Source organism: Burkholderia seminalis DSM 23518 (assembly GCF_902832885.1).
GTDB lineage: Bacteria > Pseudomonadota > Gammaproteobacteria > Burkholderiales > Burkholderiaceae > Burkholderia > Burkholderia seminalis.
The window spans coordinates 1-15645 of the sequence record NZ_CADFDK010000007.1; the positions used below are offsets into that span (position 1 = coordinate 1).

A 15645-nucleotide genomic window follows, 5' to 3' on the forward strand; every position below is an offset into this window, starting at 1 on the left:
TTCCCGGCAGCGCTGCGTTTTCAGCAGCAGAGAAGCGAGATTATGAACCGTGTTTCGCAGTTCGTCAACAACTTTTTGCACTACGTCGTTGCGACCGCGGGGCTCAACTTCCGTACCGCCGAGGCCGTTCCTGCCAAGCCTCAACCGCACTGCTTCCCTTCCTTCCGCGCCGCGTTTCCGTGAGCGCGAAAGAGGCGTGATTCTATGCACCCGTCGGCAATCGCGCAAGGGGTTTCGCAAAAAATATAAGGCCCCGCACGCTGCCGCGTGCGGGGCCTTATAGGGAAGCGGCCGAACCGCCGTCAGTCCGTGCGCACCTGGCGCGCGACGATCTCCATATAGTGATCGAGATCCGGTGTCGCCTTGCCTGATTCCTTTGCCATATCGTCCCAACGGCGCAGACGCAGCGCATCCTCCGCGAACGGGCGCAGCAGGAATGCCGTCGCGTCCTCCTCACTGAAGATGCCGCCCTGCAACGCGAGACTGCGCACCGAGTCCGGCGACAGGCTCTCGAAGTAGCCGGCGTCCGTGCGGCACAGGCAGCGCTTCGCGTCGACGTGCAGCCGGATCGGCTCCAGCACCGCGTCGGAAAACAGCGGCCTCAGGAACGGCAGCACGTAATACTGATGCAGATCGTCGATCCCGCGCGCGCTCGGCGTCTCGCCCCGGCGATTCAGCAGATGCCCGAGGTCGTGCAGGAACGCCGCCGCGACCAGCGTCTCGCCGGCGCCCGCCGCTTCCGCCAGCAAGCCGCTCTGCAACGCATGCTCGAGCTGCGTGACCGGCTCTCCGCTATAGGCCACATGGCCATGCTCGCGATACAGCCCGTGGATCTCCTCCACCGTCAATGCCATACGCTTACTCCCAAGGCAGCGAAAACGTCTTCAGGTTCGTGAAGCTCTTCATCGCCTCCTGGACGCCTTCCTTGTAACCGAGCCCCGAATCCTTGATGCCGCCGAACGGCGACAGCTCGATCCGGTATCCGGGCACCTCCCACACATTCACCGTGCCGACGTTCAGTTCGTTCACGAGCCGCACGACGGCCGCCGTGCTGTCGGTACACACCCCCGACGACAACCCGAACGCCGTTCCGTTGCTGATCCGGATCGCGTCGTCGATCGTATCGAACGTGATCACCGGCGATACGGGCCCGAAGGTCTCCTCGCGCACGATCGTCATCGACGGATCGACGTTGTCGAGCACGGTCGGCGCATACAGCGCGCCGCGCCGCACGTTGCCGGTCAGCAGGCGCGCGCCCTGCGCGACCGCCTCTTCCACGCGCGCCTCGAACAGGCGCGCCGCCGCCTCGTCGATCACCGTGCCCATTTCGTTCGCGGGATCGAACGGGTCGCCGTACGTCCATGCGCGCGTCTTCTCGACCAGCAATTCGGTGAACGCGGGCGCGATCGAACGCTGTACCAGCATCCGCTTGACGGCCGTGCAGCGCTGACCCGAATTCCGGTACGAACCCAGCACCGCCAGCGACGCCGCGCGCTCGAGATCGGCGTCTTCAAGCACGATCAGCGGATCGTTGCCGCCCAGCTCCAGCACGATGCGCCGGTAGCCGGCCCGCGCGGCAATCGCCTTGCCGATCGCCACACCGCCCGTGAACGTGATCAGCGACGCATGCGGATGCGTGACGAGCGCGTCCGCGATCTCGGCCGGGTCGCCGGTCAGCACCTGCAGCATCGGCGCCGGCAACCCGGCTTCGTACAGCAGGTCGGCCAGATAGAACGCCGACAGCGGCACCTTCTCCGACGGCTTCACGATCACGCGGTTGTTGGTCGCGATCGCCGGCGCGATCTTGTGCGCGACCTGGTTCATCGGATGATTGAACGGCGTGATCGCGACGATCACGCCGTCGAGCGGCTGCCGCTGCGAGAACACGCGCCGCGCCTTGCCGTGAGGCGTCAGGTCGCAGGAGAAGCTCTGCGCATCGTCGCGCAATGCCTCGACCGCCGCGAACTTCAGCACATCGGCGACGCGGCCGATCTCGTAGCGCGAATCCTGCTTCGACAGCCCCGATTCGAGCGTGATCAGATCGGAGGCTTCCTCGGTGCGTTCACGCAGCAGCGCGGCCGCCCGTTCGAGAATCTGCGAACGCTCGTAGCGCGTGAGCTTCGGCCGATAGGCCAGCGCGTAATCGAACGCCGCGCGCACGTCGTCGACGCTCGCGAGCGGCGCGGTGCCGACGCGCATGCCCGTATACGGGTCCGTCACGTCGAGCGTACGCTCGCGCATCGCGCGCGTACCGCACCAGCGCAGCGCCTCCGCGCGAAACGCCGGGTGATCGTGTCGGGGATGCGCCATCATGTCGCGATCCGGTTCAGCACGAAATCGAACACGTCGAAATTGCGCGGGCGACGCGCGGGATCGTCCCGCTCGATACGCCGATTGAACAGCAACGGCACTTCCTGCTCCGACACGCCGCCGTGCGAACGCAGCGGCACGGTGAGGCCCGACAGGTCGTGTTCGCGCGCGCGCGTGCCGAGCGTCATGTCGCGGCGGCCGATCACGACGAGATCGCCGATCCGGTCGGCCGGCAGTTCGAATCGTGCGGCGGCTTCCGCGTTGTCGAGCACGAGCTCGACACCGTCGAGGCCGCCGACGCGCCACATCGCCTCGGCGCGGTCGACATCCGGCGCGAGATAGATCGTCGCGAACGAGCCGAGCGCGCCGTGATGCACGACGTACGGATCGGTGATCGGCAGGATCACGCGTGCGGACTGCGCGCCGTACCAGCCGTCGAACGCATCCTGAAGATAGATGACGTTCGGCCGGCCGGTCGCCGGGTCGTGCTTCGCGTTCATCCCGTGGTCGGCCGTGAGCCCGATCGCCCAGCCGAGCGCGTCGAGTTGCGCGAGGTAACCGTCCATCATCGCGTAGAACGCGTTCGCACCCGCGCTGCCCGGCTCGCACTTGTGCTGCACGTAGTCGGTGGTCGACAGGTACATCAGGTCGACCTGCCGCGCCTGCGCGAGCCGCACGCCGGCCGCGAACACGAATTCGGACAACGCCGCGCTGTAGACGTCCGGCGACGGCAGGCCGACCCAGTCGAGCACGTCGACGATGCCGTTTTCCGCGAGATTCGCCTGCGCGGCCTTCTCGGCGGAAAAGCAGATGCCGTGCATCTGCCAGCCGAGCAGCCGGCGCAGCTTGTCTTTCGCCGTCACGACGGCCACCCGCGCGCCGGCGTCGGACGCCGCCGCGAGCAGTGTGCCGGCCCGCAGGTAGGCCGGGTCGTTCATCATCACTTCGGCACCGCGCCCGCCGTCGGCGGCCGGATCCCAGAAATAGTTGCCGCAGATCCCGTGGACCGACGGCGGCACGCCGCAGACGATCGACAGGTTGTTCGGGTTGGTGAAGGTCGGCACGACGCAATCGCCGCGCCAGGCCGTGCCTTCCGCGATCATCCGGCCGATGAACGGCGCGACGCCCGCGTCCACCGCCTTTTCGAGATAGTCGTACTCGCAGCCGTCGACGCAGACGACGACGGTCGGCTCGACCGGCAACCGGTAGCGCCGGCCGTTGACGTCGACCGAGCGGCCCGCGAGATCCGTCGATGCACCGGCCGCCGACGCGTCACCGGGATGGCGCAATGCGAACGCGGCGTTCATGATGCCGCCCGCGTGCCGCGCGGCACCCGCGCCGCGATCAGCAGCAGCGCCGCGAGCGATGCGCCGAGCATCAGCAACGACAGCGCCGAGGCCGGCAGGTAGTAACCGCGCTCGACCTGCCCGATCACGACGATCGGCACGGTCGCGAAGCCGGGCGGATAGACCGTCAGCGTCGCGCCGAGCTCGCCGAGCGACAGGGCGAAGCCGAGCGCGAGGCTCGCGCGCAGCGCCGGCACGAGCTGCGGCAGCAGCACGCGGCGCAGCACCATCGCGGGCGGCGCACCGAGGCTCGAGGCGGCTTCGCGCAGCACGGTCAACTCCGGACGCAGCGCGGCGGCCGCGCAGCGATAGCAGAACGGCAAGATCAGCGCGAGCTGCACGAGCACGACGATCGCCGCCGAGCTCGACAGGTCGAGCGGCTTCTGGTGATACGCGATCAGCACCGCGAGCCCGAGCACGACGCTCGGCACGCCGTTCGGCACCATCACGAGCGCGTCGACCACCGCGCCGAGGCCGCGCCGGTCGCGCCCTTCGAGCGCAAGCGCGAGCCACAGCCCGAGGATCGTGCCGATCGCCGACACGCCGAAGCCGATTTCGAGGCTCGTCAGCAGCGCGTCGTATTCCGGCGACCCGAGCCGCTCGAACCAGCGCAGGCTGTAGCCGGCCGGCAGGATCGTGCCCGACCATTGCGTCGACACGCTCGACAGCGCGACGACGACGACCGGCAGCACGAACAGCCAGAAGCACGCGAACGCGGCGAGCGCGAGCGCGGCGCGCGTCGCATGCTTGAGCAGCGCGTCGCTCCGGCCGATCCGGTGGCGCGGCACGGCTTGCCCGATACGAAATTCAGCGGACATCGTTCCCTCCCGTCGCACGCCGGTTCACCCGGCGATAAACCGCGTACAGCGCCAGCGACAACGCCAGCATCACGACCGCGCCGGCCGATGCGGTCGGCAGGTCGAGATCGACGGTCGCGCTGCTGTAGATCGCGACCGGCAGCGTGACGAGCCGCGCGCTGCCGAGCACGAGCAGAATGCCGAACTCGTTCAGCGTCAGCAGGAAGCACAGCACGGTGCCGGCGGCAATGCCCGGCCACGCGATCGGCAGCACGACGCGACGCGCGAGCATCCAGCCGGGCGCGCCGAGGCTGCGCGCGGCCTCGATCAGACGCAGGTCGAGCGTCGCGAACGACGCGAGCGTCGGCCGTACGACGAACGGCGTGTAGAACACGGTCTGCGCGAGAATCACGCCGCCGATGCCGAACAGGAAATCGAGCGGCGGGTTCTCGAGATGGAACAGGTGCTGCAGCGCGATGCTGATCGACCCTTGCGAGCCGTACAGGAAGATCAGCGTGAACGCGACGAGAAACGACGGGAACGCGACGTACAACTCCAGGAAGCGCGTGACGAGCGACGCGCCCGGGAACGGCTTGAAGAACAGCAGCGCGGCCAGCAGCACGCCGAGCACCGATGCGGTGCCGGCGCTCGCGAACAGCACGCCGAGCGTCGTCAGCAGCACGCCGCGCGTATCGGGGTTGCCGAAGAAGGTCCGGTACGCGGCGAAACTCAGCCCGTGATCGCCCGACAGGCTCAGCAGCACGAGCCGCACCAGCGGATAGACGACGAGCGGGCCGAGCACGACGATGGCGAGCGCGGCCAGGTGCAGGTCGCCCCTGCGCTTGCGGCGCCGCGCGGCGGCGGCATGCGCGGCGGCCGACGCGAGCACGTGCGGCGGCAGGCCGGCTTCAGGGCTCGATAAGGACGACATCGTCTGCCTCGCAATGCAGGGACACGCGCGCACCGCGCTCGGGGGCCGCGCCGCGGCCGCGTTGCATCGTGACGCGCACCGGCTCGTCGGGCGCCGCGTCGATCACGACCGCGATCGACAGGTCCGCGCCCTGCCATTCGACGGACGACACCGTGCCGTGCAGGCCGCCCGCGGCGGGCGGCATCACGGTCAGGCGCTCGGGGCGCACGCAGGCGACCTTGCCGCGCACTTCGTGGCGCGGATCGCCGAGCGGGAAGATCACGTGCGGCGGCAGCAGGTTCGCCGGGCCGAGATAGCGGGCGACGTAGCCGTCCCGCGGCGCGTCGTACAGCTGCTGCGGCGTGCCGAGCTGCGCGATGCGGCCGTCGCGCATCAGAAGCGCGCGGTCGGACAGCACGAGCGCGTCGTCGCGGTCGTGCGTCACGCAGACGACGGTCAGGTTCGGCAGGCGCTCGTGCAGCGCCTTCAGTTCGCTGCGCACCGATGCGCGCAGGTTGGCGTCGAGCGCCGACAGCGGCTCGTCGAGCAGCAGCACGTCCGGCTCGATCACGAGCGCGCGCGCCAGCGCGACGCGCTGCTGCATCCCGCCCGACAACTGCGCCGGCAGATGATGGCCGGCATCGCCGAGCTGCACGAGCTTCAGCGCGTCGGCAACGCGGCGCGTCACTTCCGACGACGCCATGCCGCGTGCGCGCAGCCCGAATGCGACGTTCTCGAACACCGACAGGTGCGGGAACAGCGCGTAATTCTGGAACAGCAGACCGAGATTGCGCTTGTGCGGCGGCGCATAGGTCAGATCGCGTCCGGCCACGGTCAGCGTGCCGGTCAGGCCATCGGCCTTCACGAACCCGGCGATGAAGCGCAGCAGCGTGGTCTTGCCGCAGCCGCTCTTGCCGAGCACGGTCAGAAATTCGCCGGCACCGATCGACAGCGACAGATCCTCCAGCACCGTGCGTGCGCCGTAGCGCACGCTCAGGTGTTCGATCTGCACGCCGCCCGGCGCGCCGGACCGCAGCGTCGCGCGCGGTTCGGCGGCGCCGAATGCGCCGGGATGGGTCAGGGCGGTTTCCACCGGGTTCATCCTCTTGCTCGCTAATACAGGCGGCGTGCGCCGATCACTTCGGCTTGACGACGTCGAGCGGCTTGCCCGAGCTGCCGATCACGTCCTTCTTCCAGCGCTCGATCCACACCGGCTTCTTCGCCATCACCTGGGTCCAGTCGACCGGGATCAGCTTCACGCCCGCGATCGCCTTCTTGACCGCTTCGCCGTTCTTGCCGGCCAGCGGCACGTCCGTGCGGCCCGGGATGCCGTACATGTCCGGCACCTTCGACTGCACGTCCGTCGACATCAGGTAGTCGATCAGCTTCTTGCCGGCATCCTGGTTCGGGCCGCTCTTGATCAGGCCGATGCCGTACGGGAGCTGGAACGTGGTCGGCTGGTCGCCGTCCTTCGCGGCCAGGAAGATCGGCTTGACGGACAGCGCACCGTGTTCGGCGTCGTCGAGGTCCATCTGCAGGTCGCCGTTCGCGACGCTGATCTCGTTGCGCGACAGCAGCACGTTCAGATAGCCCGTGCCCTTCGTATGGAACTTCACGCTCTGCGACAGCTTCGCGAGGTAGTCGAATGCCTTGTCCTCACCCATCAGCGACGTCGTCAGGATCAGCACGGCCATACCGTCGCCGGCCGTGGCCGGGTTCGAGTACGCGACCTTGCCCGCGTAGGCCGGCGACAGCAGGTCGGCGAACGTCTTCGGCTGGTTCTTCACGACGTCCGGGTTGATCGCGAACGAGAAGTAGTTGTTCACGAACGTCGCCCACGTGCCGTCCTCGGCCTTCGCGATGGCCGGCACGTTCTTGTAGTTCACGCTCTGGTACGCCTGCAGCAGGCCCATCTGGCCGGCCTGCTGGATGAACGGCGGCAGCGTGACGATCACGTCGGCCTTCGGGGAATTCTTCTCGATGTTCGCGCGGTTCACGACCTCGCCGCTGCCCGCCGTCACGATGTTGACCTTGACGCCTTCCTTCTTCTCGAAGGCCGGCAGCACGTCGCGATAGAGGTTCTCGAGGCCGTCCGCCGTGTACAGCACGACCGCGTTGGCCGCCTGCGCCGGCATCGCGGCGCCTTGCAGCAGACCGGCGGCGCAGGCGGCCAGCGCGAGCTTGCGGAACACGCCGGCAGGGGCGCGCGAGGGTTTCTGCAGTGTCATCTCACTTCTCCGTAGGCGGAACACCAAACGGCCGGGGCACGATCCGGCTCTCCTGTTATCTCCGGGCTGGCCGACCGACGGCCTGCCGCCCCGCCGCGCTGCGGTGGGTTGCGCGCGGCAACCGAAGGATCACAGCGTTCGATGACAAACCCGTGACGAATGCCACAATTTCCAAAAAATGACACATTTTGCCAATATCATGCAAGTCATTCAGAAATGCCGCCCGGCATTTCGTTCGACTGCCGCTGGAGAAAAACCATGTCCGATCCGATTCTGCTCACGCCCGGCCCGCTCACCACGTCCGCCACGACACGCCACGCAATGCAACATGACTGGGGCTCGTGGGACGCCGCTTTCAATCGGCTGACGGCCAGCGTCTGCGCCGACCTCGTCGCGATCGCGCAAGGCGGCGACGCGTACGTGTGCGTGCCGATGCAGGGCAGCGGCACGTTCTCGGTCGAGGCCGCGCTCGGCACGCTGGTGCCGCGCGACGGCGTCGTGCTCGTGCCCGACAACGGCGCGTATTGCGCGCGGATCCTGAAGATCCTCGGCCGGCTCGGCATCGACGCGATCGCGCTGCCGTTCGGCGAGGACGCGGCCGTCGACGCGGCCGCGGTCGAGGTCGCGTTCGCGCGCGCGCCGCGCATCACGCACGTCGCGCTCGTGCATCTGGAAACGAGCGCCGGGATCCTGAATCCGCTCGATGCGATCGCGGCCGTGTGCCGGCGGCACGGCAAGCGGCTGATCGTCGATGCGATGAGTTCGTTCGGCGCATTGCCGATCGCGCTGGCGGACAGCGGCATCGACGCACTGGTCTCGGCAAGCGGCAAATGCCTCGAAGGGGTGCCGGGGATGGGATTCGCGATCGTGCGGCGCGACGCGCTCGACGCATGCGAAGGCAACTCGCCGTCGCTCGCGCTCGACCTCCACGACCAGTACGCGTACCTGCGCAAGACGGGCCAGTGGCGCTTCACGCCGCCGACGCACGTGATTGCCGCGCTGCGCGCCGCGCTCGACCAGTACCTCGCCGAAGGTGGCCAGCCGGCGCGCGGCGCACGCTACGCGGACAACTGCCGGACGCTGGTCGAATCGATGCGCGCGCTCGGCTTCGTGCCGTTCCTCGACGCGCGCGTGCAGGCGCCGGTGATCGTCACGTTCCACGCCCCCGACCATCCGGCCTACGATTTCCGCCGCTTCTACGACGCAGTGCGCGACGCGGGCTTCATCCTGTATCCGGGCAAGCTCACGCAGCGCGAGACGTTCCGCGTCGGCTGCATCGGCGCGATCGACTCGGGCGATATCCGGCGCGCGGTCGCGGCGATCGCGCAAGCCGTCGAATCGCTCGGCATCGCCTTGCAGCGCGCCTGAGCGCAGTGCGCCGGCCGGCACGCCCGCCGGCGCCGCACGCAAAAAAGCCCGGCGGCCGGTGGGCCGCCGGGCTAACGCACCGGATGTGCGTGGAGCCGGTACTTACAGCTCGATCCGCTTGATGTCGCCGACGACGAAGATGTACGACAGCGCACCGACCAGCGCGATCACGCCGATGAACACGAGCGCGCCGACGAACGAGCCGGTCGTCGCGACGATGAAGCCGACGACCAGCGGCGTGATGATGCCCGCGAGGTTCGCCGCGAAGTTGAAGATGCCGCCCGTCACGCCGAGCAGGCCGTCCGGCGCGATGTCCGACACGAGCGTCCAGCCGAGCGCGGCCATCCCCTGCGCGAAGAATGCGACCGACATGATCGCGATCACGGCCTCGTTGCTCTTCACGTAGTTCGCGAGAATGATCGTCGACGCGAGCAGCAGGCCCGCGATGATCGGCAGCTTGCGCGCGAGGTTCGCGGACTTGCCGCGGCGCAGCAGCCAGTCGGAGAAGATCCCGCCGAACATCACGCCGACCGATGCGGCGATGAACGGCATCACCGCGAAGAAGCCGATCTTCAGCCAGCCCATGTGACGCTCGGTGGCGAGGTAGGTCGGGAACCAGGTCAGGAAGAACACGAGCGTCGAGTTGCCGGCAAACTGGCCGAGGCAGATGCCCGCGAGCTGGCGCTTCTTCAGCAACTTGCCGGCCATCGACCAGCTGAACTTCGTCTGCGCGGCCTTGCCGTCCTTGTCGCCGGCCTTGCGCGTACCGTGCACGAGGCCGCCGCCGGCCTCGATATAGGCCAGTTCCGCCGCATTCGCGCCCGGATGGTTGCGCGGCTCGTGATAGAACTTCCACCAGACGAGGCCGAAGGCAATGCCGACCGCGCCGACGACCCAGAACAGCGAGCGCCAGCCGAACGCGCCCATCAGCGCGAACAGCACGGGGCTGAAGAACGCGAGGCCGATGTACTCGCCGACGGTATAGGTGCCCGTCGCCATCGCGCGCTCGTTCTGCGGGAACCACGTCGCGACGACGCGGCTGTTGGTCGGGAAGCACGGCGCTTCCGTCACGCCGAGACCCAGCCGGCAGGCGAGCAGCGTCGCAACGCCCGGCACGAAGCCCTGCAGGAGCGTGCACAGCGACCACAGCGTCATCGACCAGTAATAGGTGATCTTGCTGCCGAAGCGGTCGAGGAACAGGCCGCCGGGAACCTGCATCGCGACATAGGTCCACGAAAACGCGGAGAACATGATGCCCATCACGGCCGCATTGATGCCGAGCTCCTTGGTGAGCTGCGGCGCAGCCACCCCCAGCACGGTACGATCAAGATAGTTGATCATCGTGCCGATCGCGAGCAACGCGAGGATCTTGTAGCGCGCGGACGTACGCCGGACCGTGCCGGCCGCCTGCGCCGGCGCGGCACTCGTGTGAGTGGTGTGCTGCATGGTTGTCTCCTGGTTTCTCGTTTTGTGAGGGGTCAGCGCGCGACGAGCGACTGAAAGTGATCGAACATTCGCTCGGCGTCGGGCGTGCGTCCGGTAAAGATCTCGAACGCGTCGACGGCCTGGTAGACGGCCATTCCGCCGCCGGGCAGCGTGGCGCAGCCAGCTGCACGCGCGGCGTGGATCAGTTCGGTTTCGAGCGGGAAGTACACGATGTCGGCCACCCACATGCCCGCGTGGAGCAGCTCGGCCGGCAGCGGCAAGCCCGGATGCTTGGCCATGCCGGTCGGCGTGGCGTGGATCAGGCCCGTCGCGGCGCGCATCGCGGCCGCGAGTTCGTCGCCGGACGGCGCGCCGCCCGCCACGACGCGCGCGGCGGGGAAGCGCTGCTGCAGTTCGCCCGCGAGCGCGGCGGCGCGCGTGCCGTCGACATCGAAAATCGTCAGTTCGGCCGCGCCCATCTGCAGCGCCGCGTGCGCCACGGCCGCACCGGCACCGCCCGCGCCGAGCTGGACGACGCGATCGAGCTTCGCGCCGGGCAGCCCGCGGCGGAACGATTTCGCGAAGCCCGACCAGTCGGTGTTGTGGCCGATCCGCTTGCCGTCCTTGAACAGCACGGTATTCACCGCGCCGAGCGCGCGCGCGTCGTCCGACAGCGCGTCGAGGTGTTCGATCACGCGCTGCTTGCACGGGTGCGTGATGTTCAGTCCGTTGTAGCCCATCCGCTGCGCGGCATCGAGCAGTTCCGGCAGCGCGTCGGCGGTCACGCCGAGCACGTCGAGATCGATGCGCCGGTAGACGTAGCCGAAGCCCTGCCGGAAGCCTTCTTCCTCATGCATCGCGGGCGACAGCGACCCGCCGATGCCCTGGCCGATCAGGCCGATCAGAAACGACGGGCGGCTCATCGTGCGGCTCCCTGCGCGAACAGCGTCGCGAAGCGCTGCAGCGCGAACACGTAGCCTTCGGTGCCGCAGCCGCAGATCACGGCTTCGGCGATGGCCGACACATACGAATGGTGGCGGAACGCCTCGCGGCGATGCACGTTCGAGATATGCACTTCGATCACCGGTTTCGCAATCGCGGAAAGCGCGTCGGCCAGCGCGACCGACGTGTGCGTATAGGCCGCCGGGTTGATCACGATGCCGTCCGTGTCGACCCGCGCGGCATGCAGCCAGTCGATCAGCTGATGCTCGGCGTTCGACTGGCGGAACTCGATCTCCAGCCCGAGCGCCTCGGCTGCCGCACGGCAGCGCTGCTCGACGTCGGCGAGCGTTTCCGCGCCGTAGATATGGGGCTCGCGCGTCCCCAGCAGGTTCAGGTTCGGGCCGTTCAGCACCAATACCTTGGGCTTGCTCATGTGATTTCTGCTCCTGAAACAGGGACGGACCACGACCGGCACCGCCCCGAAGACATCGGAATTTGGCGCTAGTGTGCGCCCGTGAAAGCGCGCTGTCTTTTCGGGTTTTCGCTAATTTGTACCACCTAGTTAGTTTGTACAATACGGACCACTAGCCCAGTAAATTCGGGATATGGCGCCCATCGGGAACTCAACGACTGGTTCATTCAGGGCCGGTTCGGCCGGCGCCATGCCCCGTTCATCCGCAGGAATCGCCATGCAGCGCTCGATCGCCACCGTGTCACTGTCCGGCACGCTCGCCGAGAAACTCGCCGCCATCCAGGCCGCGGGTTTCGACGGCGTAGAAATCTTCGAAAACGACCTCGTCTACTTCGACGGATCGCCGGCCGACGTCCGGCGCATGGCCGCCGATCTCGGTCTCGATATCGTGCTGTTCCAGCCGTTTCGCGACTTCGAGGGCGTCAGCGCGGCCCAGCTCGCGCGCAACCTCGACCGGATCAAGCGCAAGTTCGACGTGATGCATGCGCTCGGCACCGACCGGATCCTCGTCTGCAGCAGCGTGTCGGCCGACACGATCGCGGACGACGGGCTGCTCGTCGACCAGCTCGGCGCGCTCGCCGAGGCCGCTCGGCAGGCCGGCGTGGTCGCCGCGTACGAAGCGCTCGCGTGGGGCCGCGTCGTGAAGCGCTATGGCCATGCGTGGAAACTCGTGAATGCGGTGAACAGCCCGCACCTCGGCCTCGCGCTCGACAGCTTTCACACGCTGTCGCTCGACGATTCGCCGGACGGGATCGCCGACATCCCGGGCGACCGGATCGCGTTCGTGCAGATCGCCGACGCACCGAAGCTCGCGATGGACGTGCTCGAATGGAGCCGCCACTTCCGCTCGTTCCCCGGCCAGGGCGACTTCGACCTCGCGCGCTTCACCGCGCGGGTGATCGAGTCGGGTTATACGGGGCCGCTGTCGCTCGAGATCTTCAACGACGGCTTCCGCGCGGCGCCGACCGCGATCACGGCCGCCGACGGCCATCGCTCGCTGCTCTATCTGGAAGAACTGACGCGCACGCGGCTCGCGCAGGACGGCCGCGCGCCGGCCGCCGGCCAGCCGCTGTTCGCGCCGCCGGCGCCGCCCGCGCACGTCGGGTTCCAGTTCATCGAATTCGCGGTCGACGCACCGGCGGCGGCGATCGTCGGCGAATGGCTCGGCCGGATGCGCTTCCGGCTCGCCGGCCGGCATCGCTCGAAGGACGTGACGCTGTTCCAGCACGGCGCCGCGTCGATCGTGCTGAACGCCGAGCGCGATTCCTTCGCCGATGCGTTCTTCCAGCAGCACGGGCTGTCGCTGTGCGCGTCGGCGTTCCGCGTCGACGACGCGAAAGTGGCGTTCGAACGCGCGGCCGGCTTCGGTTACGCGCCGTTCTCGGGGCGGGTCGGGCCGAACGAACGCGTGCTGCCGAGCGTGCAGGCGCCCGACGGCAGCCTCGAGTATTTCGTCGACGAAGCACCGAACGCGCCGACGCTGTACGAATCGGACTTCGTGCTGACCGACATCGACGGCCCGAGCGAAGTCGGCCCGCTGACGGGGATCGACCACGTGTGCCTCGCGCTGCCGGCCGACGCGCTCGACACGTGGATCCTGTTCTTCAAGACGGCGTTCGGCTTCGAGGCCGAGCGCAGCTGGCTCGTCCCCGACCCGTACGGACTGATGCGCAGCCGCGCGGTGCGCAGCGCCGACGGCTCGGTGCGGATCGCGCTGAATGCGTCGGTCGACCGTCATACGGCCGTCGCCGAATCGCTCGACCGCTACCACGGCACGGGGCTGAACCACGTCGCGTTCCGCACCGACGACATCGTGAAGACGGTCGCCGCGTTCGCGGCCGACGGCGTGCCGTTCCTGCGCATCCCGCCCAATTACTACGACGATCTCGCCGCACGCTACGCGCTGCCGGACGAACTGATCGACACGCTGAGCGCGCACCACCTGCTGTACGACCGCGACGAGCACGGCGGCGAATTCCTGCACGCGTATACGGAACTGGTCGACAACCGCTTCTCGCTCGAAATCGTCGAGCGGCGCGGCGGGTACGACGGCTACGGCGCGACGAACGCGGCCGTGCGGCTCGCCGCGCAGGCCCAGCGCAGGAAATAAGGGAAGGAAGCGAAGCGGGCCTCGCGGCCGGACCGCGGATGTCGTCCGCAGGGGATGTAACGGACGACATTCCGCACGCACCATCATGGTGAATCAGACGGCCGCGAACCCGCCCGCACGGCTCACCGCGATCGGGCCGGGGCCCGCGCCGCGTTTGGCGTTACATCCCGTAACGCGTACCGCAGTGCAGCATTCCGCCGCCCGCCACGGTTTTAAGAATCGCTTAAGTCTTCGACGGCACCATCCGCAACCAGTACCCGATGGTTATCTCGAAAAGGAGGAAAGCGATGAGCGCCGTAGAAGCACCCGCGGGCCGCCCGGCCGCGCCCCCTGCAAAGAAGACGATGCTGCGCCGCCTGCTCAGTCATCATGAAATCGCGACGCTGCTCGTGCTGCTGCATGCACCGATCGGCGCGAACGCGAAACCCGAACTGCCTGCGCTGCAGGAAGCCGGCCTCGTCGAGATGGTCAAGCTCGACCCCGATACGGCCCCGAGCTTCCGGCTGACCGAGGACGGCACGGCCGTCCTGAAAGGGCTCGGCTACCGCTGAGCGGCCGTTCTCACGGCTTCCCCGTTTCTCCGTTTCCCCCGCATTCCCCGCCACACCCCGATCCCTGCGATTCGCCGGCCCGGCCGGCGAATCGCGTCAACCCGCCCGCTCCTGCAGCATCAACCGGTATTCCGTCGGCGTGACGCCGACCGTCGCCTTGAACTGGCGCGTGAACGCGCTGTGATCCGTATAGCCGCATAGCGCGGCGACGTCGGTGACCTTGTCGTGCGTGACGAGCAGCGCGGTGGCCGCATCGAGCCGCGTCTTCAGCAGCACCTGGCGCGGCGTCAGGTGAAACACCTTGTGGAAGTAGCGTTCGAGCTGCGCGACCGACATCCCGGCCATCTGCGCGAGCTGCTTCAGGTTCAGCGGCTGCACGTAGTGATCCTGGATGTGCTGGACCACGTCGGCGAGCCGGCTGTACGCCGGGTGCGATCCCTCGTGCGCCTTCAGGTCGCGCGAGATGCCCGCGAGGCCGACCACCCTGCCCGCGGCGTCGCGCAGCGGTTCCTTGCAGGTCAGGCACCAGCCCGGCTGGCGGCCCGGATACAGGTGCAGCTCGAGCTGGTCCATCAGTTGCTGGCCGGCGTTGATCGTCGCCATGTCCTGCTCGAAATAGCTGCGGCCGAAGCGGCGCGGAAACACCTCGTCGGCGGTCTTGCCGAGCAGGTCGCGCTTGTCCTTGTAGCCGCAGCGCATCGCCAGCGTGCGATTGACGATCGCGTAACGGCCGCTCGCGTCCTTCACGAAGAACGCGACGTCCGGCAGCGCATCGAACACCGGTTCGAGCAGGCGGAAGTGCGCGAGCATCGCGCCGAGATCGGCGTTGTCGGGCTGGTAGCGCAGCGTTTCGGACGGGCTCATGGGCGGTACGGCAAGCAAGGTCGTCATCCCGGCAACCGCGAAGCGAGTGGCAGATGGCGTCGATTATAGAAGCGCCCCTTCGATCGCGTCGCGCCGAGCGCGGGGCAGGCTGGTTGGCGGCGGGCGGCCGCATCGCGGTCGAGCGCTATCGGCCAGCGATACAAGTTGCGCACGCAACCACTGTGACAGGTGTGCACGACCGGCTGCGATCACGATTCCCGTGCCGCCGGCATGCCGTACGACACCCGCGGCAACGCATACCCGGAACCGCCATCCTAAAAATGCGGACGGCCCGCGTCTTGGCGCGTTTGCGCATTCACCA

At 68.1% G+C, this 15645-nt stretch carries 14 protein-coding genes and 1 pseudogene; 4 read left to right on the forward strand and 11 right to left on the reverse strand.

Translation table 11 applies throughout. The annotated features are described in order from the left end of the window. Positions 1-183, forward strand: a pseudogene (locus tag HWX00_RS21600) (hypothetical protein); the annotation flags it as partial. A 119-nt stretch (positions 184-302) separates the two neighbouring features. On the opposite strand, the gene HWX00_RS21605 reads toward HWX00_RS21600, so the two are convergent. Genes HWX00_RS21605 through phnS form a run of 7 tightly spaced genes read right to left on the reverse strand, consistent with a single transcriptional unit; the run spans position 303 to position 7591 of the window. After that, positions 303-854, reverse strand: a complete 552-nt coding sequence (locus HWX00_RS21605; protein WP_124610070.1) for a phosphonate degradation HD-domain oxygenase — start codon at positions 852-854, stop codon at positions 303-305. Positions 855-858: 4 nt separating this feature from the next. Further along, entirely contained in the window at positions 859-2313 is a 1455-nt protein-coding gene (gene phnY / locus HWX00_RS21610) for a phosphonoacetaldehyde dehydrogenase (protein WP_175028137.1), read from the reverse strand. After that, the gene (gene phnA, locus HWX00_RS21615) at positions 2310-3617 is read right to left on the reverse strand and encodes a phosphonoacetate hydrolase (RefSeq protein ID WP_175028138.1); all 1308 of its coding nucleotides are present in this window, start codon (positions 3615-3617) and stop codon (positions 2310-2312) included. The genes phnY and phnA overlap by 4 nt, the downstream gene beginning before the upstream one ends. Then, positions 3614-4474, reverse strand: a complete 861-nt coding sequence (gene phnV / locus HWX00_RS21620) for a 2-aminoethylphosphonate ABC transport system, membrane component PhnV (protein ID WP_034187832.1) — start codon at positions 4472-4474, stop codon at positions 3614-3616. The genes phnA and phnV overlap by 4 nt, the downstream gene beginning before the upstream one ends. Then, a complete protein-coding gene (gene phnU / locus HWX00_RS21625; protein ID WP_034187831.1) occupies positions 4464-5384 on the reverse strand; it encodes a 2-aminoethylphosphonate ABC transporter permease subunit in 921 nt (306 codons plus the stop codon). The genes phnV and phnU overlap by 11 nt, the downstream gene beginning before the upstream one ends. Further along, positions 5362-6465, reverse strand: a complete 1104-nt coding sequence (gene phnT / locus HWX00_RS21630) for a 2-aminoethylphosphonate ABC transport system ATP-binding subunit PhnT (protein ID WP_049029895.1) — start codon at positions 6463-6465, stop codon at positions 5362-5364. Before phnT ends, phnU begins: the two co-directional genes overlap by 23 nt. Positions 6466-6499: 34 nt before the next feature. After that, entirely contained in the window at positions 6500-7591 is a 1092-nt protein-coding gene (phnS, locus tag HWX00_RS21635; RefSeq protein ID WP_034187829.1) for a 2-aminoethylphosphonate ABC transporter substrate-binding protein, read from the reverse strand. A gap of 258 nt (positions 7592-7849) precedes the next feature. On the opposite strand from phnS, the gene HWX00_RS21640 reads away from it, so the two are divergent. Further along, positions 7850-8959, forward strand: a complete 1110-nt coding sequence (locus HWX00_RS21640; RefSeq protein WP_049029896.1) for a 2-aminoethylphosphonate--pyruvate transaminase — start codon at positions 7850-7852, stop codon at positions 8957-8959. Positions 8960-9061: 102 nt separating this feature from the next. Here the strand turns inward: HWX00_RS21640 and HWX00_RS21645 are convergent, their stop codons facing one another. Genes HWX00_RS21645 through aroQ form a run of 3 tightly spaced genes read right to left on the reverse strand, consistent with a single transcriptional unit; the run spans position 9062 to position 11759 of the window. Further along, entirely contained in the window at positions 9062-10405 is a 1344-nt protein-coding gene (locus tag HWX00_RS21645) for an MFS transporter (protein WP_034187827.1), read from the reverse strand. A 32-nt stretch (positions 10406-10437) separates the two neighbouring features. Then, a complete protein-coding gene (locus HWX00_RS21650; RefSeq protein WP_069706928.1) occupies positions 10438-11307 on the reverse strand; it encodes a shikimate dehydrogenase in 870 nt (289 codons plus the stop codon). Beyond that, positions 11304-11759 (reverse strand): type II 3-dehydroquinate dehydratase, encoded by a 456-nt coding sequence (gene aroQ / locus HWX00_RS21655; protein WP_034187825.1) that lies wholly within the window; start codon positions 11757-11759, stop codon positions 11304-11306. Before aroQ ends, HWX00_RS21650 begins: the two co-directional genes overlap by 4 nt. 256 nt (positions 11760-12015) lie before the next feature. Here aroQ and HWX00_RS21660 point away from each other — a divergent pair, with 256 nt between their 5' ends. Further along, positions 12016-13908 (forward strand): bifunctional sugar phosphate isomerase/epimerase/4-hydroxyphenylpyruvate dioxygenase family protein, encoded by a 1893-nt coding sequence (locus tag HWX00_RS21660; protein ID WP_034187824.1) that lies wholly within the window; start codon positions 12016-12018, stop codon positions 13906-13908. 287 nt (positions 13909-14195) lie between these two features. Next, complete coding sequence (locus HWX00_RS21665) at positions 14196-14459, forward strand: hypothetical protein (protein ID WP_006489463.1); 264 nt, start codon at positions 14196-14198, stop codon at positions 14457-14459. A 96-nt stretch (positions 14460-14555) separates the two neighbouring features. Here HWX00_RS21665 and HWX00_RS21670 read toward each other — a convergent pair whose 3' ends face one another. Beyond that, a complete protein-coding gene (locus tag HWX00_RS21670; protein WP_049028981.1) occupies positions 14556-15350 on the reverse strand; it encodes an AraC family transcriptional regulator in 795 nt (264 codons plus the stop codon). Positions 15351-15645: the final 295 nt, after the last annotated feature.